The organism is Brevibacillus brevis (genome assembly GCF_031583145.1).
GTDB lineage: Bacteria > Bacillota > Bacilli > Brevibacillales > Brevibacillaceae > Brevibacillus > Brevibacillus brevis_E.
In genome coordinates this window covers 1,263,350-1,283,778 of sequence record NZ_CP134050.1, presented here as the reverse complement: position 1 = coordinate 1,283,778, position 20,429 = coordinate 1,263,350, and the positions used below count along the sequence as shown (strand labels likewise).

At 55.9% G+C, this 20,429-nt stretch carries 18 protein-coding genes and 2 pseudogenes; 6 read left to right on the top strand and 14 right to left on the bottom strand.

Annotation, left to right across the window (positions count from 1 at the left end):
* The first annotated feature begins 7 nt into the window (after nucleotides 1-7).
* The gene (gene nadD, locus RGB73_RS06560; RefSeq protein ID WP_310770231.1) at nucleotides 8-637 is read left to right on the top strand and encodes a nicotinate (nicotinamide) nucleotide adenylyltransferase; all 630 of its coding nucleotides are present in this window, start codon (nucleotides 8-10) and stop codon (nucleotides 635-637) included.
* Nucleotides 638-766: 129 nt separating this feature from the next.
* Here nadD and RGB73_RS06555 read toward each other — a convergent pair whose 3' ends face one another.
* The 4 genes and pseudogenes from RGB73_RS06555 to RGB73_RS06540 all read right to left on the bottom strand — a co-directional run bounded on the left by RGB73_RS06555 (nucleotide 767) and on the right by RGB73_RS06540 (nucleotide 3,814).
* The gene (locus RGB73_RS06555) at nucleotides 767-1,618 is read right to left on the bottom strand and encodes a M56 family metallopeptidase (protein WP_310770229.1); all 852 of its coding nucleotides are present in this window, start codon (nucleotides 1,616-1,618) and stop codon (nucleotides 767-769) included.
* Nucleotides 1,619-1,621: 3 nt separating this feature from the next.
* Nucleotides 1,622-2,047: a BlaI/MecI/CopY family transcriptional regulator gene (locus tag RGB73_RS30730; RefSeq protein WP_310770228.1), complete on the bottom strand. Its 426-nt coding sequence runs from the start codon at nucleotides 2,045-2,047 to the stop codon at nucleotides 1,622-1,624.
* A 100-nt stretch (nucleotides 2,048-2,147) separates the two neighbouring features.
* Nucleotides 2,148-3,058 (bottom strand): annotated as a pseudogene (locus RGB73_RS06545) (DMT family transporter).
* Between the two features lie 276 nt (nucleotides 3,059-3,334).
* Entirely contained in the window at nucleotides 3,335-3,814 is a 480-nt protein-coding gene (locus RGB73_RS06540; RefSeq protein WP_310770226.1) for a MarR family winged helix-turn-helix transcriptional regulator, read from the bottom strand.
* A 151-nt stretch (nucleotides 3,815-3,965) separates the two neighbouring features.
* Here RGB73_RS06540 and RGB73_RS06535 point away from each other — a divergent pair, with 151 nt between their 5' ends.
* Complete coding sequence (locus RGB73_RS06535) at nucleotides 3,966-4,397, top strand: SgcJ/EcaC family oxidoreductase (RefSeq protein WP_310770224.1); 432 nt, start codon at nucleotides 3,966-3,968, stop codon at nucleotides 4,395-4,397.
* Nucleotides 4,398-4,490: 93 nt separating this feature from the next.
* Here RGB73_RS06535 and RGB73_RS06530 read toward each other — a convergent pair whose 3' ends face one another.
* Nucleotides 4,491-6,611 (bottom strand): putative bifunctional diguanylate cyclase/phosphodiesterase, encoded by a 2,121-nt coding sequence (locus RGB73_RS06530; RefSeq protein ID WP_310770222.1) that lies wholly within the window; start codon nucleotides 6,609-6,611, stop codon nucleotides 4,491-4,493.
* A gap of 557 nt (nucleotides 6,612-7,168) precedes the next feature.
* Here RGB73_RS06530 and RGB73_RS06525 point away from each other — a divergent pair.
* Nucleotides 7,169-7,850 (top strand): annotated as a pseudogene (locus tag RGB73_RS06525) (alpha/beta fold hydrolase).
* A gap of 116 nt (nucleotides 7,851-7,966) precedes the next feature.
* Here the strand turns inward: RGB73_RS06525 and RGB73_RS06520 are convergent.
* The 3 genes from RGB73_RS06520 to RGB73_RS06510 all read right to left on the bottom strand — a co-directional run bounded on the left by RGB73_RS06520 (nucleotide 7,967) and on the right by RGB73_RS06510 (nucleotide 11,205).
* Nucleotides 7,967-9,118 (bottom strand): alpha-hydroxy-acid oxidizing protein, encoded by a 1,152-nt coding sequence (locus RGB73_RS06520; RefSeq protein WP_310770220.1) that lies wholly within the window; start codon nucleotides 9,116-9,118, stop codon nucleotides 7,967-7,969.
* A 250-nt stretch (nucleotides 9,119-9,368) separates the two neighbouring features.
* Nucleotides 9,369-10,460 carry an AbrB family transcriptional regulator gene (locus RGB73_RS06515; protein ID WP_310770218.1) on the bottom strand — a complete coding sequence of 364 codons (1,092 nt, stop codon included), beginning with the start codon at nucleotides 10,458-10,460 and terminating at the stop codon, nucleotides 9,369-9,371.
* 1 nt (nucleotide 10,461) lies between these two features.
* Nucleotides 10,462-11,205 (bottom strand): MBL fold metallo-hydrolase, encoded by a 744-nt coding sequence (locus RGB73_RS06510; protein ID WP_310770216.1) that lies wholly within the window; start codon nucleotides 11,203-11,205, stop codon nucleotides 10,462-10,464.
* 128 nt (nucleotides 11,206-11,333) lie between these two features.
* Here RGB73_RS06510 and RGB73_RS06505 point away from each other — a divergent pair, with 128 nt between their 5' ends.
* Nucleotides 11,334-12,215: a TetR/AcrR family transcriptional regulator gene (locus RGB73_RS06505; RefSeq protein ID WP_310770214.1), complete on the top strand. Its 882-nt coding sequence runs from the start codon at nucleotides 11,334-11,336 to the stop codon at nucleotides 12,213-12,215.
* Nucleotides 12,216-12,256: 41 nt separating this feature from the next.
* Here the strand turns inward: RGB73_RS06505 and RGB73_RS06500 are convergent, their stop codons facing one another.
* The 6 genes from RGB73_RS06500 to RGB73_RS06475 all read right to left on the bottom strand — a co-directional run bounded on the left by RGB73_RS06500 (nucleotide 12,257) and on the right by RGB73_RS06475 (nucleotide 17,689).
* A complete protein-coding gene (locus tag RGB73_RS06500) occupies nucleotides 12,257-12,796 on the bottom strand; it encodes a DinB family protein (protein WP_310770212.1) in 540 nt (179 codons plus the stop codon).
* Nucleotides 12,797-12,858: 62 nt separating this feature from the next.
* The gene (locus tag RGB73_RS06495; protein ID WP_310770210.1) at nucleotides 12,859-13,809 is read right to left on the bottom strand and encodes a helix-turn-helix transcriptional regulator; all 951 of its coding nucleotides are present in this window, start codon (nucleotides 13,807-13,809) and stop codon (nucleotides 12,859-12,861) included.
* Nucleotides 13,810-13,825: 16 nt separating this feature from the next.
* Nucleotides 13,826-14,422, bottom strand: coding sequence for a TetR/AcrR family transcriptional regulator (locus tag RGB73_RS06490; protein WP_310770208.1), 597 nt, complete (start codon nucleotides 14,420-14,422; stop codon nucleotides 13,826-13,828).
* Between the two features lie 8 nt (nucleotides 14,423-14,430).
* Nucleotides 14,431-15,879: an FAD-dependent oxidoreductase gene (locus RGB73_RS06485; RefSeq protein WP_310770206.1), complete on the bottom strand. Its 1,449-nt coding sequence runs from the start codon at nucleotides 15,877-15,879 to the stop codon at nucleotides 14,431-14,433.
* Between the two features lie 285 nt (nucleotides 15,880-16,164).
* A complete protein-coding gene (locus RGB73_RS06480) occupies nucleotides 16,165-16,908 on the bottom strand; it encodes an SDR family NAD(P)-dependent oxidoreductase (RefSeq protein ID WP_310770204.1) in 744 nt (247 codons plus the stop codon).
* A 25-nt stretch (nucleotides 16,909-16,933) separates the two neighbouring features.
* Complete coding sequence (locus tag RGB73_RS06475) at nucleotides 16,934-17,689, bottom strand: SDR family NAD(P)-dependent oxidoreductase (protein WP_310770202.1); 756 nt, start codon at nucleotides 17,687-17,689, stop codon at nucleotides 16,934-16,936.
* 136 nt (nucleotides 17,690-17,825) lie between these two features.
* Here RGB73_RS06475 and RGB73_RS06470 point away from each other — a divergent pair, with 136 nt between their 5' ends.
* Together RGB73_RS06470 and RGB73_RS06465 are read left to right on the top strand one after the other, a co-directional pair.
* Nucleotides 17,826-18,749: a LysR family transcriptional regulator gene (locus tag RGB73_RS06470; RefSeq protein WP_310770200.1), complete on the top strand. Its 924-nt coding sequence runs from the start codon at nucleotides 17,826-17,828 to the stop codon at nucleotides 18,747-18,749.
* A gap of 269 nt (nucleotides 18,750-19,018) precedes the next feature.
* A complete protein-coding gene (locus RGB73_RS06465; protein ID WP_310770198.1) occupies nucleotides 19,019-20,329 on the top strand; it encodes a haloacid dehalogenase-like hydrolase in 1,311 nt (436 codons plus the stop codon).
* Nucleotides 20,330-20,429: the final 100 nt, after the last annotated feature.

Sequence of the window (20,429 nt, the reverse complement as noted above, 5' to 3'; positions counted from 1 at the left end):
GAACAGGATGCGCATTGGCATATACGGCAGCAGCTTTGACCCGATCACGTACAGCCATCTGTTTACGGCGGCGACAGTAGCACGGCGGAAACGGCTGGACAAAGTCATCTTCGTCCCTTGCTCCTCCCTGCGGCACGACAAAAAGATGCAGACGGAAGACGTCCACCGTCTGCGCATGCTGCAGATGGCGCTCGACACCTGCACCCACAAGAAAAACCGCTTCGGCGATCCACTCTTCGAAATTTCCACCGTCGAGATGGAGGCATTGCCGGGAGAGACCTACACCTACGATACCATGGTTCATTTACGAAAAAAGTATCCCAATGACGAGCTGTTCTTTATCATGGGCTCCGACCTGCTGATCGGGATGTCCAACTGGGGCAGCGCCGAGAAGCTCGTGTCCGAATTTCAGTTCATCGTCATGTCGCGGGAAGGGTATCCGTCAGCGGACCTGATTGCCGACGATCCGCTTTTGCGCAACAACGACGAGCATTTTTTGATCATGAGCAAGGGGATCAACATGGGCATCAGCTCGACGTACATCCGGGATGAAATACGGAAGGGCGGCGACCCGAGCTTTCTGTTGCCCGACGTTTGCCTGCAGTATATCTATGAGCATGGAATCTACCGGGGATAAACAAGTAACCGAGGGGCAACTACGAGACAAACAAAAACAGCCGACTCCATGCATTCGGCTGTTTTTGTTCTTCCGTGGCGATGGCCTGATCGTGCAAACGACGCCGCGCAGTTTGCGTTCTTAAAAAAGTCAGGCCATGGAGGCCCAGAACAGCTGGCTTAACAAGAAGATGACGCATACGGACAGGAAAACGGACGTCGTCGGCAGCTGCAAAGGAAGGTCCAGCTTGGGGTCCAGTAATCGCTGGATCCGGTAGTTGATCGCCGTATCGGCAAACGAGACGTGCGCGGCCTGCAGGACAGACGCCGGCTGCCGCTTCCTGAGCAGCTTCAGGAGCGCCCCGCCCAAATCGGCCATCCCGCCCGTCTGCTCCATCGCATGGCGGTCAGCAAGGAGCTCGCGCACTACTTTGTAATGAGAATGAATATGTTTCAACACAGGCAAATACCAAAAGACATTCGCCAGGAGGGACAGAAAAAACACCTTCAAGGGATCGGCGTGCTTCTCATGATACGCCTCGTGATGAATGACAGCGGCCAGCTCCCGCTCGTCCAGCAGGCTGAGCAGCCCCGTCGACAGCACGATCCTGCTGCGTCGCAGACCGACGGTAAACGCCAGCGGCTCTCGGCAGTTCACCACGTACACGTTCGCCTTGCCTGCGCGATAGACGCCGTTGATGCGTGCGGTCTGCCGCTCGTCCAGATTCAGCAAAAGCGCTTCCTCAAAGCGGCGGCACAGCCGGATCTGCCGGACCGTCATCCAAACCGTCCAGCCGAAAGTGTACAGTACAAGCGCGTCAAGCAGATAGCCAGCCCAGGAAAAGCCGAGCGAGTGAATCGTCGTTTTGCACAGCTGCAATACGTTGAAGTGCAGATCCCATCCCATCACCGTATAAAACAGGTACATGCCCATCTGGATCAAGACAAGTGCGGAAAGCGCCACCCCGGACAAAAAGAGCATTCGCGATCGATTTTCCCACATGGCTTATTTTCCTTTTTTCAAGAGATTGATTTTTTCTTCCAGTTTTTCCAACAGCTCCGGGTCGGCCTCATCCAGTTCGTCGAGCATATGGCTGACAGCCAGCGGACCGAACTCCTCCATGAGCTCGTGCGTCAATTCCCTCGATTGGTTGTTGATGAAGTCGTGGCGGGTCTGGACCGGCTGGAACAGCGACGTGCGCCCTTCCGTCCTTTTTTGCAAGAAGCCTTTTTCCACAAGGCGGTTCATCACCGTCATGACCGTGTTGAAATTGACCTGCTTGTCCGTTTCGAGCTTTTGCTGCACATCTTTGATGCTCAGTTCATGCTCCTGCTCCCGGCCGTCCCACAAGACTTCCATGATCCTGGCTTCGAGCGGGCCAAAAAAGCGGTTCAAGCCGCTCTCTTTCATTTTAAAGTGTTGCAGTTTCATTGCAGTCACCTCACACTACCAATTGTAGTGTTTTGCCATTCCGGAAGTCAACAAGGCCCGGAGCATTTCCCGCTCCGGGCCCCTCCTTCCGCCGCTGCAATCAGGCGTCGTATGAGGCGCGGTCCCCGACCTGGATCCCGCGCTTCTTCCCGCGATAGTTTACCAGACAAATGCTAAGGACGATCAGCACGAGGCCCGCCACGAGCGAAAACGTGAACGGCTCGTGCAAGAACAGCGTCCCCGTCCCAACCGCAATCAATGGGACCAGGAAGGTGAAGGAAGCGATTTTGCTGGCCTCTCCCCCGTTCATCAAATGGAAGTAGATCACAAAGGCAATCGGTACGCCCAACGTCGCTCCGAATCCCAAGCTGAACAAATAGCCGCCGTTCCAGACGATGTCCGACCAGCTCTCGACCATCGAACCCGCACCGGTCAAAAGCGCTCCTCCAATGATAAATTGCAGCGCAACCAGCCACAGGGAATCCACCTTGCCGCTCTCCCTTTTGACGTAAATGACGCCGAGCGCCCAGCTGATCGCAGTCAGGATCGCCAAAACCACCCCGACGATCGATACCTGTCCGGTAATGCCGTCCGCACTGACAGCCAAAATACCGCAGAAACCAATCAACAGTCCGATGATTTTCGTCAGTGACATTTTTTCTCCGAGCCACAGCCAGGCGAAAAGGCCGATCAGGACCGGCTGGAAGTAGACGAGCACAGAGAACAAGCCTCCTGGCAAATAGACCAGCCCCACCGTTTGCAAGCCGTAGAAGAGCGCGGCATTTAAAGTAGCGGACACGCAGTACCTGACCCAGTTGTCCCGCCATTTTATCTTCTTCCATTTCGGCAGCAAAAACGCAGCGAGCAAAAGGCCGCCAAACAGCGAACGCATCCCGGCAAACAAAAGGGGAGGCGTGTACGCCAGGGCTATTTGTAAATCGACCACGACAATCCCCAAATCAAAACTAAACAAGTGATGGCAAGCATCGTTTTTCCTGACGATTTCCCCATGTGGAACCTCCATTCCCTCTAACTCTTCGATTGTACGTCGGAAAACCGATCCCACATCGAACGAAAACAGGCCTCGCCACGCAGGCGAAGCCTTGAGCCTATCCAGTCTACTCCCGCGCTTCCGAAAATGACAAGAGCGGTTAGCCGTCCTCAAGCGGGATTCCAGTCCCGTTCATGAATTTGGCTTGGCCAGAGGTGAGAAAAACGGCCGATTCCGCCGCTTCTCGCCCCTCTTTGAACCGTCATGGGCCGAACCCTGCCGGCTCGCCGTGACAGCTACTTCCAACGGTTCATCTCTTCCAACGTCATGTCATTGCACCGCCTGAGAAAATCGAGAATGGCGGTCTGCTCCTGTTCGGTATAGGAATCGATGATCCGAATCGTTTTTTCCAGGATGGACTGAAACAAAGGGGATATCGCGCTGACCTTCTCCGGCACCGGCTTCACGACGACCCTTCTCCTGTCGTTCGGATCCTTGTCACGAACGATGTACCCTGCCTTCTCCAGCCGATCGATGACATTGGTGACCGCTCCTGTGGTAAGCCCGGTCAGCTCGGCCAAGCGTCCGGCGGTGACCGGTCCGCTGCTCAGCAAGTAGTCCAGGCATTTGTGATCCGTCGCATTCAGACCCAGCCTATCCGAGATCGCTTGGTGAAACATGACGGCCCGTGAGCTGTTTTTGCGCACCTCCAAGAGCAGATCCCGCTGCAACGGCGTCCATTCGTTTTCCGTTTTTTGGTGATTTTCTATTGACATGGGGAATCCTCCTGTGTATGATAATAATATCTTAATGAACTAAGATATTTAGCTAATGAAGAAATCAAATTGACTAAGATGTATGCTCCAAGTATATCACAGACCTGAAGGAACACACCAACTTAAACCAAAGCGAAAGGATCGATGAAGAATGAAACACCTGCAAAATGACATTGATGCCATCCATACCTTGTTTGCCGCCATGTCCGAAGCCTGGAACAAAGGGGACGGCGCGGCATTCGGCGAGTGCTTCACCGAAGACGCCGATTACGTGACCTTCATGGGCCACCGGCTGATGGGCCGAAAGCAAATCGCCGAAGTGCATCAGAAGCTGTTTGACGGCCCGCTGCGGGGATCCCGTCTGGAATCCAGCGCCGCAGGAGAGCTGCAGCCACGCTTCGTGACGCCGGACGTCGCCATCGTCCATGCCACCGGGGAAGCAAAGCTGGCAGATGCCTCCCAGGACCCGGGCGACAGAGGATCGATCAATACGAATGTCGTCGTCAAACAGGGGGGCGAATGGAAAATTACAGCCTTCCACAACTGCCGGATCCAGAGCTTTCCCGGCGGTCCGAGACCATAAGCTCATGAAAGCAGGCCAGAACATCATTCTCATGTTCTGGCCTGCGCTATGTTTCTGTGCAGCTACGTCAATTCGGATATGCTTCGCTCAGCATCAACGATTGAGCAAAAAGTGCTCGAAGTCGGCTGTCGCGAGCGGTTTGCTGAACAGGTAGCCTTGGCCGTGAACGCAGCCGTTTTGCTGGAGTGCTTCCGCCTGGTCGTCCAGCTCGATTCCTTCTGCGATGACGTTCATTTGCAGGCTGTCCGCAATCGTCACGATCGCCTTGACAATCGCCTGGCTTTCCTGGTTGTGATGAATATCCCGAATAAACGATGCGTCGATTTTGATCGTATCGACCGGGAGGCTCTTGATGTAGCTGAAGGAGCTGTACCCCGTTCCGAAGTCGTCGATCGAGATCTGGATTCCGGCGTCGCGGAGCTGTTTCAAAACGACCGTTGCTTCTTCCATTTTGACAAAAATGCTCTCCGTGATCTCCAGCTCCAGCCACGCCGGCGCCAGTCCGGTTTCCCCGAGGATCCGGGTGACCATCTCCACCAAGTCTTTTTGGAAAATCTGGCGCGCCGAAAGATTCACCGATACCTTCAGCTGATGCCCTTCGTCCTGCCATTTTTTGTTTTGCTTGCACGCTTCCCGCAAAATCCATTCACCCAGCTCGACGATCAGCCCTGTCTCTTCCGCAACGGGAATAAACCTGCCGGGCGAGATGACGCCCAGCTCCGGATGGATCCAGCGAACCAGCGCTTCCATGCCGGTCAGCTGCTGCGTGGCGATGTCCATCTTTGGCTGGTAATAAATATGGAACTGCTCCTGTTCGATCGCTTTGCGCAATTCATTTTCCATCAAGATGCGTTCCAGCGACTTGGCTTCCATCGTCGGGTCAAAAAACGCGTACCCGTTTCGTCCCTGCGATTTGACGGAATAGAGCGCGGTGTCTGCTCGCTTGAGCAAATCTTCGGCCTGGTCTCCATCCTGCGGAAACAGCGCGATCCCGATGCTGCACGAGATGCTCATGAGGTGCCCGTTCAGGTCAAACGGTTTCTGCAGCTCGGCCATGATCCGCTGCGCGACCATCTCCGCTTGCGGCTGCTCCTTGATCTGGCGCAAAAGGATCGTGAATTCGTCCCCGCCGAGACGCGCGACAATATCTCCCTGCTCCACACAGGCCTGGAGGCGCCTCGCCGTCTCGATCAGCAGCAAATCTCCCACGTCGTGACCGAAGGAATCGTTGATATCCTTGAAACGGTCCATATCGAGAAACAGGACCGCCATGTTGGACTGGAATCGCTTGGCCTGCATGATTTCCTTGGTCACATGCTGGATGTACATGCGGCGGTTGGGCAGATCCGTCAAAGCGTCGTGATACGCCAGGTGGTGGATCGTTTCTTCGGAGAGCTTGCGGTCCGTGATGTCGCGTGTCACGAGCAGCACCGCGCTTACGTTGCCCGCTTCGTCCAGGATTGGATTGAGCTTCGTTTCCGTCCAGATCGGCGTCCCTCTCTCCGTCCGGATCCGGCACTCCGCCATGTATCCTTTGCCCGTCGAGTACACGTAGCGGATCGCGTAATCCATGATCTCTCTATCGTCTTCCTCCAGCCAGCCGAACAGGTTTTGAATCTGCCCGTTTGGGACCTCGTGCTCCCACAGCATCCTGTGCGAAGGGGATAAATACAAAAAGTCTCCCCGTTCATCGACCATCGAGATGATGTCCGACGTATTCTCCGCGATGATCCGGTACTTCTCCTGGCTTCGCTGCAGCTCCTCTTCCATGTTTTTGCGGTCGGTGATGTCGCTGCGGATCGAGACGTACCGGGTGATTTTCCCCTGCTGGTCGACAAACGGCACGATCGTCGTATCGACCCAGTACATCGACCCGTCCTTGGCGCGGTTGCGGATCTCTCCCCGCCATATTTGCCCCGAGCCGATCGTCGCCCACATCTGTTTGAAAAAGGCTTTGGGATGATGGCCCGAATTCAGTAGCCGATGATCCTGGCCAATCAGCTCGCTGCGGCTGTATTTGGAAATGCGGCAAAACTGGTCGTTCGCGCTCAGGATGATCCCCCGATGATCCGTGATGGCCACGATCGACGATTTGTCCAGGGCTCGTCTGACGTCTGCCAGCTCCTGGAGTGCCGCCTTCAGTTTTTCGTCCTTTTCCTGCAAAAGCTCTTCCCATTCCTGCGGTGAGAGTTCCATTACAGCTTCTTGTCTCATCTATCTATCCCCAGTTCCCCCGTTATTTCCTGTCCTGTACGTGAAAAAAAGATCCTTTCCCACAGCTGGATTGGATCCTTTTTGGTTCAGGTAAGATTTTCTAGCCCAAGTTGGCTTCATTGTACCATGGATCCTGCAAAGATCAACGGCGTAGTCCCTGGGCTTTTGCAACAGTTTTGCAAACGTTTTGCCAAGTCTCTCTGCTAGTGGCAGGACCTCGAACGAAAAGGAATCCGCTTGCAACGCTGGTTGAAATTTCAAAACGTTTGTGTTATGCTGAGCTCACTTTACATTGAACGGAGGGTTACGTGTGGCAAATTAATTTCCGATGACTGATGCGCCATTAATGATGTGCGCCATAAGACTATGCCTGGTGCGTAGGAATCGGAAACCGGTTTGCCCATACGGGAACCCATTTTTATTATGCTTTGAGGTAGAGAGACTTCCGCGTCTGCTTTTTTTGACATGCGGAAAAGCCCTCATCCTTTTCCGATTTCCGTCCGCACAGGCAGCCATGCCTGTGTTTTTTATTTTCTTTTCAGGAGGAAAGATCGACTATGAGTGAACAAATACTGTCCGTGGATGGAATCGAACTTTGCGCAGAAAGCTTTGGAAGTCCGAGAGATCCAGCCATTCTATTGGTGATGGGGGCGACCGCCTCGATGATCTGGTGGGAGACCGACTTCTGCCAGCGTCTGGCTGGGAGAGGCTTCTTCGTCATTCGCTACGACAATCGCGATGTCGGCCGCTCTATCACTTACACGCCCGGTTCGCCCGGCTACACCTTCGAGGATATGGCCGATGATGCGGCGCGCGTGCTCGACGCCTTTGGCATCAAACAGGCACACATCGTCGGGATGTCGATGGGCGGACTGCTCACGCAAATCTTTGCGCTCCGCCATTCGAAGAACGAAGCATCCTTTTGACCAGCAAAAGGTCGAAAGGATGGCAACCGAAGAAGCACGGCGCGCACGCCATCTGCCAAGCATGTACAACCACGCCTTTGTTACAGGCGGCGAAGACTACCTGACGAGGACGAACGAGATTTCCCAGCCTGCCTTGGTTATCCACGGCACGGAAGACCCGATTATCCCTTTTGCGCATGGCGTTCACCTCGCCAACACGATACCGGGTGCTGCGCTCCTCACACTTGCAGGTACGGGCCACGAGCTTCATGAAAATGACTGGGATGCTATCCTGGACGGGATTTCGGCCCACGCTTCCGTCAAGGAAAGATAGCCTCGAATTAGAAAACCTGGCTGCGCTATGCTATTTGGCGGAGCCGCGGCTGCGATCTGTAGGAAAAAGACCAATCCTCCTTCTTTCAAGGGGATTGGTCTCTTTTCGTTGTTAGACTATACGCGAACAAGAATGCGAGAGTTCAGTTCCTCCACCGAACTTGCACCCGACAACGCCAGCGATACATCCAGCTCCTGGATCAGCGTATCGATCACGCTCGCTACGCCTTGCTCGCCCGCGACCGCCAGACCGTACATGAAGGGACGACCGATCAGGACGGCTGCCGCTCCAAGCGCGAGCGCCTTGACCACATCCGCGCCGGTGCGCACGCCGCTGTCCAGGAGCACCGGGATGCGACCCTCTACCGCTTCGGCGATGGCCGGCAGCGCATCCAGCGTCGAGATCGCTCCGTCCAGCTGGCGCCCGCCGTGGTTGGATACGATGATGCCGTCTACGCCGCGCTCCACTGCTATTTTGGCGTCGTCCGGATGCAGGATGCCTTTGACAAGGATCGGCAGACCGGTATGCTGGCGCAAATAATCGATGTCATCCCAGTTCAGGGTCGGATGGTAAATATTGCGGAGCACTTCTTCGACGGCATTCTCCATGTTCACCTCGGCCAGGCGCGAGCAAAAGATTGGATCGCTGATGTAGTTCGCAAGGCCTTTGCCTTCACGCAGAGGGGAGTAGCCGTTGCGGAAATCTCGGCGCTTCCAGCCGAGCAACACCGTGTCCACAGTCACGACGATAGCGGAATAACCCGCCGTCTCTGCGCGCTTCACCATGCTGGCGCACACTTCCCGATCGTTGGACCAGTAGAGCTGGAACCAGCGAGGAGCATCTCCCATCGTGTCGGCGATTTGCTCCAGCGAATGCGCCGACACCGTGCTGACCACCATCGGCACGCCTGCGGCCGCAGCCGCCCTCGCCGTCGCCAGCTCGCCTTCCGGATGGGCAATGGCCTGCATACCGACCGGGGCCAGCAGTACCGGCGTTTTCCAGGACTGCCCGAACAGCTCGATGCCGAGAGAGCGCCGGGAAACATCACGCAGCATCCGCGGCACGATGGCCCACTTGGAGAACGCGGTACGGTTGGAAGCCAGCGTCTCTTCCGCTCCGGATCCGCCTGCGATGTAATCGAACGGGCCGTCCGGCAGCACCTCCCGCGCCTTTTGCTCCCAGTCCTCGAACGAGATCGGCAATGCCTGGGTAGCCTTGTTCACCCTGGTGAACAGCAAGCTTTCTTCTGTATGTTCTGTCTTTGCCATGCGAACCCGTCCTTTCTGTATCCGCCGTGCCCAGCGAACTAGCGCTAAGCCACAGATGAAATCATTCGTCTATTCTAGCAATTCACAACAGCAACTATATCACAAAATGAATCCCGAGTAATTATCTCTGTTTTGGGGCGACGCAGCGTCGTACGCAGCCTTTTCCTTGAAAGCCTCTCCCTGATCAAACAAAAAACAGCAGATGCGGCAAGGCACCTGCTGTGATGAAGCTGTATTGGTTTGACAATCGTCAGGTCGTCTCCGCGACCTTGCCCCGCAGACGCGACCGGAAGATCAGCTTGATCAGGAACGGCACGATCAGAAAAATGAACAAAGTCCGAAACAGCTGATAACAGATCACCACGGACAAGTCGGCGTGGACCTCTTTCGCGATAATCCCCATCTGATCCATGCCGCCGGGAGAGAGTCCCAAAAAGGCAGTCACGAACGAAACGGCGTGAAGCGTAGTCAGCAGGTAGCTGAGGCCGAGCGAACAGCTGATCAAGACTGCCCCGCTCAAGATAGCCAGCACCGCCATGGCGAGCTTGTTCCTCAGCTGCTCGGGCTTCAGCAGCAATCCGATGTAGCCGCCGATCGCGAGCTGGGACGCGTTCAGCAGCAAGGTTGGCAGACCCGGACCACTATACCCGGACAGATTGATCAGGATGGTGGCGATCATCGGCCCCAGAAAAAACGCCGCCGGAAAGTGGATCCTTTTACCGAGCAGGGCGCAGGCGGTGCAGGCGACGGCAAACAGAAGCACATGCGGGTACAAGCCGCTCCAGCTCGCCGACGCCTGGCCAGCGATCAGCTGGTGGTCTACCCCCTCCAGCCCGAAGAACGGACTGAAGATGAGCATGGGCACAAAGAAAATGATCATCAGGAGTCGGGACACCTGCAGAAACGTGACGACGGTCAGATCGACCCCTTTGATCTCTTCCGCCAGCGGAATCATTTGGCTGAGACCGCCGGGAATGCTCCCCATCAACACCGTCGGAAACGGAATCCGCGACACTTTGGAGACCAAAAGGGCGATGCAAAAAGCGCAAAGCAGCAGCAGAGCCGTGAGCAGGATCATCGAAGGCAGCTGCTGCCCGATTTGCCTCAGCGTCGCCATCGTAAACGACAGGCCGACCGTATAGCCGATCACGATCATGCCGGTGTCGCGGACAGTCCCCGGCCAAAACGGGCGAAACGACTTCCACAGCTTGGTGCCGACAAGGACGAACAGCATCGGACCGAGCAGCCAGGGGATCGGCAAATGCAGCCATTGAAAGGCAAGGCCGCCCAAGACCGCGATCAAGAACGTCAGCAAAAAGGAACCCAATCGTTGGCCGGCCATGTTACTTCACCGACGCCGCAAGCTCCTCGAGCCGCTTTTTCACGTCGCCCTTGAACACGCCGCCATGGTAGCAAATCACGATTTCGATGGGCAGGACCGTCAGTTTTTTCAGGGAACGAATGGCCTCGTCCATGTCCGGAGTGACTTGCGGTCTCGGTCCCTTCAGCTCTCCGTTTTCCACGATCATCGCGTCACCCGCGATCAGCGTGCGGCTCGCTTCGTGATACAGGCTGATATGACCCGGCGTATGTCCGGGCGTATGGATGACGCGCAGCCCACCTCCGAACGGCAAGACTTCCCCATCCGTCACGACACGATTGACATTCGGGCCCGTCTTGGAAGAAAAGGCGTGTTCGTACTCGCTGCGCTCCTTTGGCGGCAGCGATTGAAGAATGGCGCTACTCATTTCAGGCGGGAGCTTCAGCAGAGGAACCTCTCCGTCGATGGCACGCTTGTCGTCCGCGTGCGCGTACACATCCAGCGGCTGCCGCGCCCGAGCCAGAAAATGCGGCAGACTCCCCACATGATCGATATCCTGATGGGTCAGAATAACGGCATGCAGACCCTCAGCGGGTATCCCGGCCTGATCGAGGGAATTCACGATGGCCTGGTAGCAGTTCGGCATTCCGGTATCCACCAGCACACAGGAATTCTCACCATATACAACCACGGGATGGATGATCATCTCGTTCCCTCTCGCTACCATTGGCAACTCCAGCATTTCCAAACCTTCTGCGATTTTCAAGCCGCTTCCTCCTCCTTTTTCCGCTCAGAAAACTTTCGAGTTCATTATATGACTGACGAGTTTTCATTGTCAATTCCATATATTGACCTCGCTTGTCCGGCATGTCAGAATACGGAGGGGTGAGTACGATGGATGAAGGTAAAAAGCAGCAGATTGTTCACAAAGCCATGGAAGTATTCAAGGAGAAGGGCTACACGTCCGCTTCCATGCAGGACATAGCGGAAGCCTGCGGCATGGCCAAAGGCAGCATCTACAAGTTCTTCCCTTCCAAAGAGGAGCTGTTCACGGCCGTGTTCGTCGACTGCCACCAGGCGATGTTCGACCAAGCGCGGGAAATGGACAATTCCAGCCGGGCGAACGCCCTCTCGCCAAAGGAACGGCTGCAGCAAAACATACAGTTCCAGCTTCAGTACATGCTGGAGCATTACTTTTTTATGTTTGAATTCAAAGAGCTCCCCATCAAAGACAACGAGAAGTTCATTCTCGCCTGGAAGAAGAAGCGCGCCATGATGCTGGCCTGGCACAAGGACTGCTTTATGGAAGCGTACGGCCCCGAAATCGAGCGCTGCGTGTGGGACATCGTTGCCATCTACCGGGGCATCTTCCGCGAATTTTTGACCTATACCGTCCAGAAAGTGATCGCCCTCCCGATGTCCGCACTGGCCCAGTTCATCGTCGAACGGTTGGACGCGGTCATCCACGACATGCTCCGCTCCGATGCCACGCCCATCTTGCGGGAGAGCCTTGCCTTTTTCAATGATCTGAATCCGATCGATCCTCTCAGCCGGCAGCAAAACGTCCACTCGTTTCTGCAAGCCATGGCCGAAAAGGTCCAGGAGCTCGCTCAGCCCGAGCCCGTCCGGAAAGAGCTCGCAGAGGTGCTCCGCCTGCTGCAGCAGGAGCTGAAACAAGAGTCGCCGAACCGTACGCTCGTCCATGTGTGCTCCACCTATCTGGAAGCGAATTCCGAGCTGCGTCCGTACGTGCGGCAGCTGAGGCGGATGATCTAATTCCAAACCAAAAACCACCCTCTCGCGGGTGGTTTTGCTTTTCACTGCGATTGCTCGATGTAGCCCAGCTCGTTTTTCAGGCGGTCCAACTGGAGGAAATGATGGCGGAAGTGCATCTCGATCAAGAGGAACCATTCGCTGGCATTCAGGGCGCCGAAGCGCGGATGCTCGACTTTGTGGACAGGCGATATTTCCTCCAAGGTTGACTCCACCTCACGCATCCGGGTCACCACGTTGTTCAAGCCTTCCTCGATCTGTTCCTTGCTGACAGGCTGAGGCGGCGTGTACTGCGGCGAAGCAGGGACCTTGATGCGGATGGGCGGGAACCCTCCTCTTGCAATAACTTCGCGGCCGGCATCCGTTTTTTCTCCGGCCGTCACCTCTTTCCCCAGGCGGCACTTCTCGACGTTGGCCAGATGCATGTACTGGGTCGCTAGAATCAGGTGCATGTACATCTGCCCGATCGACCAGTCATCCGGACTCGGCTGCCTGGTGAGCTGCTCGAGCGAGAATTCATTTAGCTCCTCCCGATAGCGGGATACCGATTCCTCAAAACGTTGCAATGCTTTGCGTGTACTCATGTGCTCCAGCTCCTTTTTCTTTGGTATGCTTATCGTACAAAAACGCTACTGACACCATCATGTCAGTAGCGTTTTGCCATGTTTGCGATTTCTTCGCGAATTTGATCGCGAAACGACTCCGGTTCCAGAACCACGATACCGGCGCCCCACCCCAGCACCCAGTGCAGCACTTCCCCGGTCTGGCGCACACGCAGCGTCACGAGCAAGCCTTCTTCGTGGTCTTCCATCGAGTCGATGTAAAAATACGAAGAATCCTTGATTCGATCCGCAATGCTCCTGTCGGCGAGCAGACGCACGAACTGTCTGCGGTCGTCGGCAGGCTCGTACTCCTGCAAGTTGAAATGGGCCGGCCGCTGGTAGGTTTCCTCGAGAATCTCCAGCTCGCTCATCCGCGACAACCGAAAATGCCGAAGCCCTCCTCGAAGCTCACAATGTCCGAGCATGACCCACGATCCGTTTACGATTGCAAGCCCGTACGGGGCGACGACACGCTCGCTCTCCCGCTGGTCGTCTGCCCCCGCCGTGTTTTTGCGATAGCGAAACCACACTTTCCTGGCATCCAGCATCGCCTGCCGCAGCGTATCCACCCGCTCCTTTTCCTGCTTGCTGGAAGGAGAGTCGTTGTCTGCCGCGAGCAGCCGCATGTTCGCCAGGATGTTTGCCGCCTCCATGCGTACATTCTCCGGAAGGACGGCTTCGATCTTGCTACGCGATTCCCTCGCCTTCTCCTGATAGCGCCGGTCGAATTTTTGCTCGACAAAATGAGCGCCGATGATGAGCGACACTGCTTCCTCCACGGTAAAGCTCACGGGCGGCAAAAAGTACCCCTCCATCAGGGAGTAGCCCACGCCCGGCTCTCCTACGATGGGGACATTGGCTTCGCTTAGCGCCTGCATATCGCGGTAAATGGTCCGTACGCTCGTCTCAAAGCGGGCAGCCAAATCCTCCGCTCGTACGACACCTTTGCGCTGGAGCTCCAGCACGATCGCCAAAAGCCGGTCGGTTTTGTTCATGGGCAGCTCCCTTTCTTTACAGACAGGCAATCATTCTCAGCAGCATATCGACCTTTGGCATGCGGTAGCCTCCGAGCGCCTGGACGTTCAGGACCATGAGCGCGGAGAGGACGGACAAGTAGGCAGAGATCAGCTCCGCGGGATCGCCCGGGAGAATCTCCCCCGCCTGCTGCCCCTCCACAAACAAGGGCAGCATGTACTCGATGAATCTGTCCATATTGTAATGCGCGATGAGCTCTTTCACCTTCTCGGGGACGCCATCCGAAGTCCGGACCTGGTGGATCAGCATGAAATAAGGTGCGCCGCTCTCGTCGAGCATTTCCATGGAAAAGGCCCTGATCTTTTCGAGAGGCGTCCCCGGCAGCCGGTAGATGCTGCTGATGGCGTCCTCTGCTCCGGCCATCGCTTCCTCCACGAGCTTGGTCAGCAATTCTTCCTTCGATTTGAAGTAATGATACAAAAGCCCGTGGCTGATGCCCGCTTCCGCCGCGATCATACTCATCTTCGTTCCGGCGATCCCGCGATGCGCAAACACCTTGATCGCCGCTCCCATGATCTGGTCCCGTCTTTCATCGCGAATCTGATGCAATTGTTCTTCATTTAATGGTGCCAATGAAAGGTTCACTCCTTAAAAGGGAAGATGTCCTCCAAAATTTCCGCCAGTGGCTGGCCGTACTCGCCGAGCACTTCCGCCAGCAGCCGCTTTCCTTCCTCGCTCGCGCTGAGAAGCTCCGTCACCACCTGCGGCTGAAAGATGTCCCGCGGGGATCGCGACAGCGAATTCACGCCCCAGTACAGTCCATACAGCTGACCGTTCTGCGTGATCGTCGCCTCTCTGAGCAGCAAATCCATGATTTTTCCTCCAAGTGCGATTCCCCGAAGCGGCTCGGCACCCTCGTATTCCACTCCCTGCCATTGCAGGTCGGTCGCGCAATTCAACCACCAGGCCGGCTCGATCACCTGCTGCATTTTACTCAGGACGGTCCGTTCAAATTGCGGGTCGGGGTTGCTTTGCCGCTCCTTCAGGCAGGCGTCCAGCACTTCTGCTTCGATGGCGGCTGTCGTCATTCCTTGCCCGAAAATCGGATCAAAGATGCAAAAGGCATCGCCCATCACCAGCAGCCCGGACGGCCACTTCTCCATTTCTTCATAGCGGTGCCGATACAATTCCGGGACCCGGAAGCTTCTCACGCTCGTGATCGGCTCGAGCCCCTGCAGCACTTCCGCGATGAGCGGGCTGGGAAGCCGGGCGATCTCCTGTTGATACTCTTCGGCTGCCGCAGGCGGGAAATGCCCGCCCGGACGGTACAGCAGCACTTCCGCCACATTGTTTTCGATAAAGGAAAATACCCCTGTAAACGTCCCCGCGTTGGGCTGGCCCGCGATATTGATGACATCCCACTTGTCGGTGAGGTGCAGCAGATGGGGCGGGACCTGGAAGCGCCGCGTGCTGTATCCGAGGTTTGCCTTCAACAGATCGGGCCTGGGCACTTCATAGCCGAGCTCCGTCAGCCATTGCGGCAGCTTGGAGAAGCGCCCGCTCGTGTCTACGACCAGGTCGGCAAGGAATGCCTCTTCCTGGTGGGAGGACCCGCGCTCCCGGACGAGCACCCCTGTGACGGCCGAACGGTCCGGCGAGGTGAGCAAGCGGATCACATCGTGCCTCGAGAGAAACCGGACGCAGGGATTCCTCTGCACGTGCCTCCGGATGACCCACTCCAGCATCGCTCTGCTGAATTTGATGTCATTGCGCGGGTACGGCGCTACTACGCTTCCGTACTGGTTCTGGTTGTAAACGGTCTTGTTCAGCGAGGTAGGCGCTCCGTTTGCCACCAAGTCTTCTTCATAGCCGGGAAAATAGCGTTCTGTGATCATCTTACCACGTACGGTAAAGCGGTGGGGATGAAACGCATGGGGAGTCCCGGGTCTGTCGCCGGGCTTATCGAACAGCTCATCTTTTTCCATGATCAACACTTCTGCATAGTAGTCGGACAGCACCCTTGCCGCCAGCATGCCTGCCATGCTTCCTCCAATGACAATGGCCGTACCCGTTTTTTGGATGGTAGACATTTGTATCGCTCCTTTTTCTCATCATCTTTTATAGATTGACTCAGTCAGTCAATATTGAGGCATGCGAGCGCTAATGCAATCGGATCGTGCCGCAAATGATATCGTCACGTGCAGCCGCCACTACGATCAGGATTTTTGTCGAAGTTTTTGATTGACTAAATCAGTCAATTGTAAAATATCGCTTTTCTCCCCTGCTGTCAACTCCCAAAAAAGAAAAACGTTCCATCACGCAGCTCTCACTGCGCCAGGAACGCTCTCTTCATTTCATTATCCATAACCGTTTGTTTATTGCGCGGTATATCCGCCATCCACCAACAGGCTCGTCCCCGTGATGAAGGACGCGTCGTCGCTGGCCAGGAACAGGACCGCTTTGGCCACTTCCTCCGGCTTGCCCAGGCGCCCCATCGGATGCAGGCTGATCAGATGCTCGTTCAGCGCCTCGTCGCGTCCGGCGATCAGCGGGGTATCGATGTAGCCAGGGCAAACGGCATTGACGCGGATGCCTTGTTTCGCATAGGTGATGCCGAGCGTCTGGCTCAACAGCTTGACGCCGCCCTTCGCCGAAGAATACGCGGTCACGCCGGCTTTCCCCGCATGGCTGTGGATCGAACCACAGTTGACGATCGCTCCGCCGCTGCCTTGGGCCAGCATTTGCTCGATCACGTACTTGTCGCAAAGGAACACCCCGGTCAGGTTGATGTCGATGGTCCGTTGCCAGTCCTCCATGCTCAGCTGGTGAGCGGGAGCGTCTTTGGCGATACCTGCGTTGGCGAAGAGAATATCCACGCGGCCGAATTTCTCTACCGTGGCGCTGACCATGTGCTTGACTTCATCTTCACGGGTCACATCGGTTTTGACGAACAGCGCATCGAAACCGCCTGCATTCAGCTCGTCCGACAGCTCTTGGCCACGGGGAGAAAAGTCGGCGATGACGACTTTGGCCCCTTCTTTTGCGAAAGCGCGAACGGTGGTTTCCCCGATACCGCTCGCTCCACCGGTCACGATGGCGACTTTGTTCTCGAATCTCATCTTTCCTTCCTCCTTTGTCTGCGCCTTATCTTGCAGTGCCGCCGCCGTCGATCACGAACTCGGCTCCCGTCACGTGGGAAGACTCGTCCGATGCGAGGAACAGCACCATGTTTGCCACATCTTCGACCGTTCCGAGGCGGCCCGTCGGCACTCCCTGGGCCAGCTCCGCTTTGGAATGCTTGATCGTTTCCGAAGCGTAGGCGACCATTCCGGTATCGATGTACCCCGGATGAATCGAGTTGACGCGGACGCCATGAGACGCGTATTCGATCGCCGCGTCCTTGGTCATGATCCGGACCGCGCCTTTGCTCGCTCCGTACAGGACGTGTCCGGGTGCCCCGATCAGCCCCGCGATGGACGAGGCGTTGATGACCGAGCCTCCCTGCTGTTTCGCCATGACCGGCATCACGTGCTTCATTCCCAGGAACACGCCGGTCACGTTGATCGACATCAGCCGGTTCCATTCGTCCAGACCGATTTCGGCCAGCGGCTTGATGATATAAATCCCTGCGTTGTTAAACAGTATGTCTATTTTTTTGTATTCGCTTACCGCCTGCGCTACGACCTCCTGCCATTGCTCCTCCTTGCTGACATCGTGGGCGATGGCGAACGCTGTACCGCCTGCTTCCCTGATCTCGGCTGCCGTCTGATTGGCGCTGTCCAGATGAATATCCGTTACCACGACTTTGGCGCCTTCCTTCGCGAAGCGCAAAGCGGTGTGTTTGCCGATTCCTGTGCCTCCACCGGTGATAATCGCTACTTTCCCTTCCAATCTAGCCAATAGAAACGCCTCCAATCGATTTGGGTCAGCTGCAGCCTTTCGTGCCCTTGCGTTCATTATAGTCCTCTTTTATATTAAATCATATGTAATTGTACTTAGCTTAAGTTAAGCTCAGCTAAAGGAAGGAAACCAAAAGATGAACCTGGAGCAGCTCGAATACATCGTCGAAATCGCCAAGACCGGATCGCTCACCAAAGCCTCCCAAAACCGTCACGTGACTCTTTCCGCGATCAGTCAGTCCTTGTCCAGCCTGGAGGCGGAGCTCGGCGTGACATTGTTCAGCCGCTCGCGCATGGGCGCCGAACCCACCGTGGAAGGGCTCGGCATCATCAAGAAAGCGGCGGAAATCCAGCAAAAGCTGCAGGAAATCAGGGAGGAAGCCCAAAGCTACACAGGAGCGCTGACCGGCGAGCTGCGGCTCGCTACCATTCCCGGACCCATGAACCTGCTGGTAAACGCCGTCGCCCGTTTCAAAAAGGATTATCCCCAAATCCGCATCGAAATCGCAGAAAAGGGATCCCAGGAGATTTTGGAGGATATCCGCAAAGACAAAATCGACATCGGCCTGATCATCATGTACGAAAATCTGGTGCAAAAAAGCGTCGGGCTAGCATTCGAGCCACTGCTGGAAGGACGTATGGTCGTCGGTGTCAGCAAAAAATCGCCTTTGGCCTATCAGAAGTCCATCACGCCCGAAGAGCTGCGCCGCCAGTCCTTCGCTTTGTACAATGACGAGTACGTCAAATGGTTCGTGAACGATTTCGCCGCGACATACGGGCCGGTCAACGTCATGTTTACGACGAACAATACGGATGCCCTCCGCAGCGCGGTCCGGGAAGAAATGGCGGTGACGATCGGGCTGGACTACTCGTTTATAGGCGAACGGCACCTGCCGTCCGGGGACTTCGCCACTCTGGAATTGGACATTCCGGGGCAGCAGCTCGTCTACCTCGGTTCGGTTCGTTCGGAGGAGAGGCATTTTTCCCGCCTCTCCATGAATTTTACGAGCCGGCTCAGGTACGAGATCAAAGCGATTCACGAGCGTTCGCTGACGGAATGAAAGGCAGGCTGCAGATGGCAGCCTGTCAGCATCGTCATACAAGGCACACGTGAGTCCGACGAACGAATTTTCCGTTTTCTATTGCCAGTTATCAAATAATTCCGTATTCTTGAGCTACCAAGTAAATATTCGACGATGAGGTCTTTGCCCGCGGAATGCGTTCCTTCCGCGGGTGAAGGCCTTGTTTTGTTACAGGGGGTGATTGCCAGAATCCATAGGCGGAAAGCGTTTTTCCATAGACAAGAAAGAGAAAAGAAAGGATGAAGTCCATGTCACAGGTACTGACCAAACACAATCAAAAACGGTGGGGTTGGAAGTCACGATTGTGGCTCCTGCTCGTGATCGCTGCCCTTCTGACCCTGCAAATGCCCGCGTTGGCCAAGGATGAACCACTCGTGCCGCAGATTCTGGACAAGGGGAAATGGGCGCCTGCCACTTATCAGGCGGTAAACGACCTCATCGCCAAACACGGGGTAAAGAGCCCTGGCTACCATCCGAATAAAAAGCCGTACGTCGTCTTCGACTGGGACAACACCAGCATCATGAACGACACGGAAGAAGCCCTTTTCGTCTACCAGATCAACCATCTGGCTTACAAGCTCACGCCTGAGGAATTCGGCAGAGTCATCCGTACCAATGTGCCGGAAGGTCCTTTTGCCGAAGGATACAAAAACGCGGACGGCAGGCAAGTGACGCTGGACGCAATCGCGACCGACCTGGTCAACGACTATCAGTTCCTGTACGCCAACTATCGGGGACTCTCGGGAACGAAATCGCTGGAAGAGGTGACGGCGACCGAGCAATTCCAGGACTTCCGCGCCAAGCTCTTTTTCCTGTACGAAGCCATCAACGAAACGCACAGCACCAGCATCGGCTATCCATGGGTACTCTACCTTTTCACCAACATGACCGTCGACGAAGTGCAAAAGCTGGCGGAGGCTTCCAACGATCTCGCCCTCGGCATGGCGATCCAAACCGAGACGTGGACGAGTCCGAAAGCTCGCGCGGGAAAAGCGGGTGTCGTGACCGCGTCTCATACGACGGGATTGCGGCTGACCTCCGAAGTGAGCAACCTGATGAACACCTTCCGCTCCAACGGCATTGACGTCTATATTGTAAGCGCTTCACTAGAGGACGTGGTGCGCGTGTTTGCGACTTTGCCGAAATACGGCTACGGTCTTCCTTCCGAAAATGTGATCGGCATGCGCCTCGCCATGAAAAACGGCTTGATCACGAATCAATACCAGGCCGACTACCCCATCACGGTGGGCCACGGCAAAACGGAGGTCATCTTGTCCATGCTGGAAAAAAAATACGGGTACGGCCCCATCTTTATCGCCGGCGACAGCAACGGCGACTTCGAGATGATGACCGAGCTGGACAGCGTCAAGCTCGCGCTGGTGATCAACCGCGTCAAAGGGGGCAAGATCGGACAGCAGGCAGCCAAAGCAGCCGCACAATTGGGCAAAGCCAACCCGACGGTCGTCCTGCAAGGCCGGGACGAGAATACGGGCATGTGGATCCCTTCCGAACAGACGATCAAGCTCGGCGGAAGCGAGCCTCAATTGTTGACGAAGTAATGTGCGAGCGGGCATATGCCCGGATATGCGCATGATTCGCCCTATGGAACGGGAAAGGTACAGTCCCCCGCGAACGCTTGAGAGACTGTACCTTTCTTTC

What these genes read in the sequence shown, in the direction of transcription:
- RGB73_RS06480 (WP_310770204.1), bottom strand. Translation starts at nt 16,908, where the DNA reads ATGAGATTCGAGAACAAAGTCGCCATCGTGACCGGTGGAGCGAGCGGT.
- RGB73_RS06500 (WP_310770212.1), bottom strand. Translation starts at nt 12,796, where the DNA reads ATGAGTACACGCAAAGCATTGCAACGTTTTGAGGAATCGGTATCCCGC.
- RGB73_RS30730 (WP_310770228.1), bottom strand. Translation starts at nt 2,047, where the DNA reads ATGAAACTGCAACACTTTAAAATGAAAGAGAGCGGCTTGAACCGCTTT.
- RGB73_RS06540 (WP_310770226.1), bottom strand. Translation starts at nt 3,814, where the DNA reads ATGTCAATAGAAAATCACCAAAAAACGGAAAACGAATGGACGCCGTTG.
- RGB73_RS06470 (WP_310770200.1), top strand. Translation starts at nt 17,826, where the DNA reads ATGAACCTGGAGCAGCTCGAATACATCGTCGAAATCGCCAAGACCGGA.
- RGB73_RS06505 (WP_310770214.1), top strand. Translation starts at nt 11,334, where the DNA reads ATGGATGAAGGTAAAAAGCAGCAGATTGTTCACAAAGCCATGGAAGTA.
- RGB73_RS06515 (WP_310770218.1), bottom strand. Translation starts at nt 10,460, where the DNA reads ATGGCCGGCCAACGATTGGGTTCCTTTTTGCTGACGTTCTTGATCGCG.
- RGB73_RS06485 (WP_310770206.1), bottom strand. Translation starts at nt 15,879, where the DNA reads ATGTCTACCATCCAAAAAACGGGTACGGCCATTGTCATTGGAGGAAGC.
- RGB73_RS06465 (WP_310770198.1), top strand. Translation starts at nt 19,019, where the DNA reads ATGTCACAGGTACTGACCAAACACAATCAAAAACGGTGGGGTTGGAAG.
- RGB73_RS06495 (WP_310770210.1), bottom strand. Translation starts at nt 13,809, where the DNA reads ATGAACAAAACCGACCGGCTTTTGGCGATCGTGCTGGAGCTCCAGCGC.
- nadD (WP_310770231.1), top strand. Translation starts at nt 8, where the DNA reads ATGCGCATTGGCATATACGGCAGCAGCTTTGACCCGATCACGTACAGC.
- RGB73_RS06520 (WP_310770220.1), bottom strand. Translation starts at nt 9,118, where the DNA reads ATGGCAAAGACAGAACATACAGAAGAAAGCTTGCTGTTCACCAGGGTG.
- RGB73_RS06535 (WP_310770224.1), top strand. Translation starts at nt 3,966, where the DNA reads ATGAAACACCTGCAAAATGACATTGATGCCATCCATACCTTGTTTGCC.
- RGB73_RS06555 (WP_310770229.1), bottom strand. Translation starts at nt 1,618, where the DNA reads ATGTGGGAAAATCGATCGCGAATGCTCTTTTTGTCCGGGGTGGCGCTT.
- RGB73_RS06530 (WP_310770222.1), bottom strand. Translation starts at nt 6,611, where the DNA reads ATGAGACAAGAAGCTGTAATGGAACTCTCACCGCAGGAATGGGAAGAG.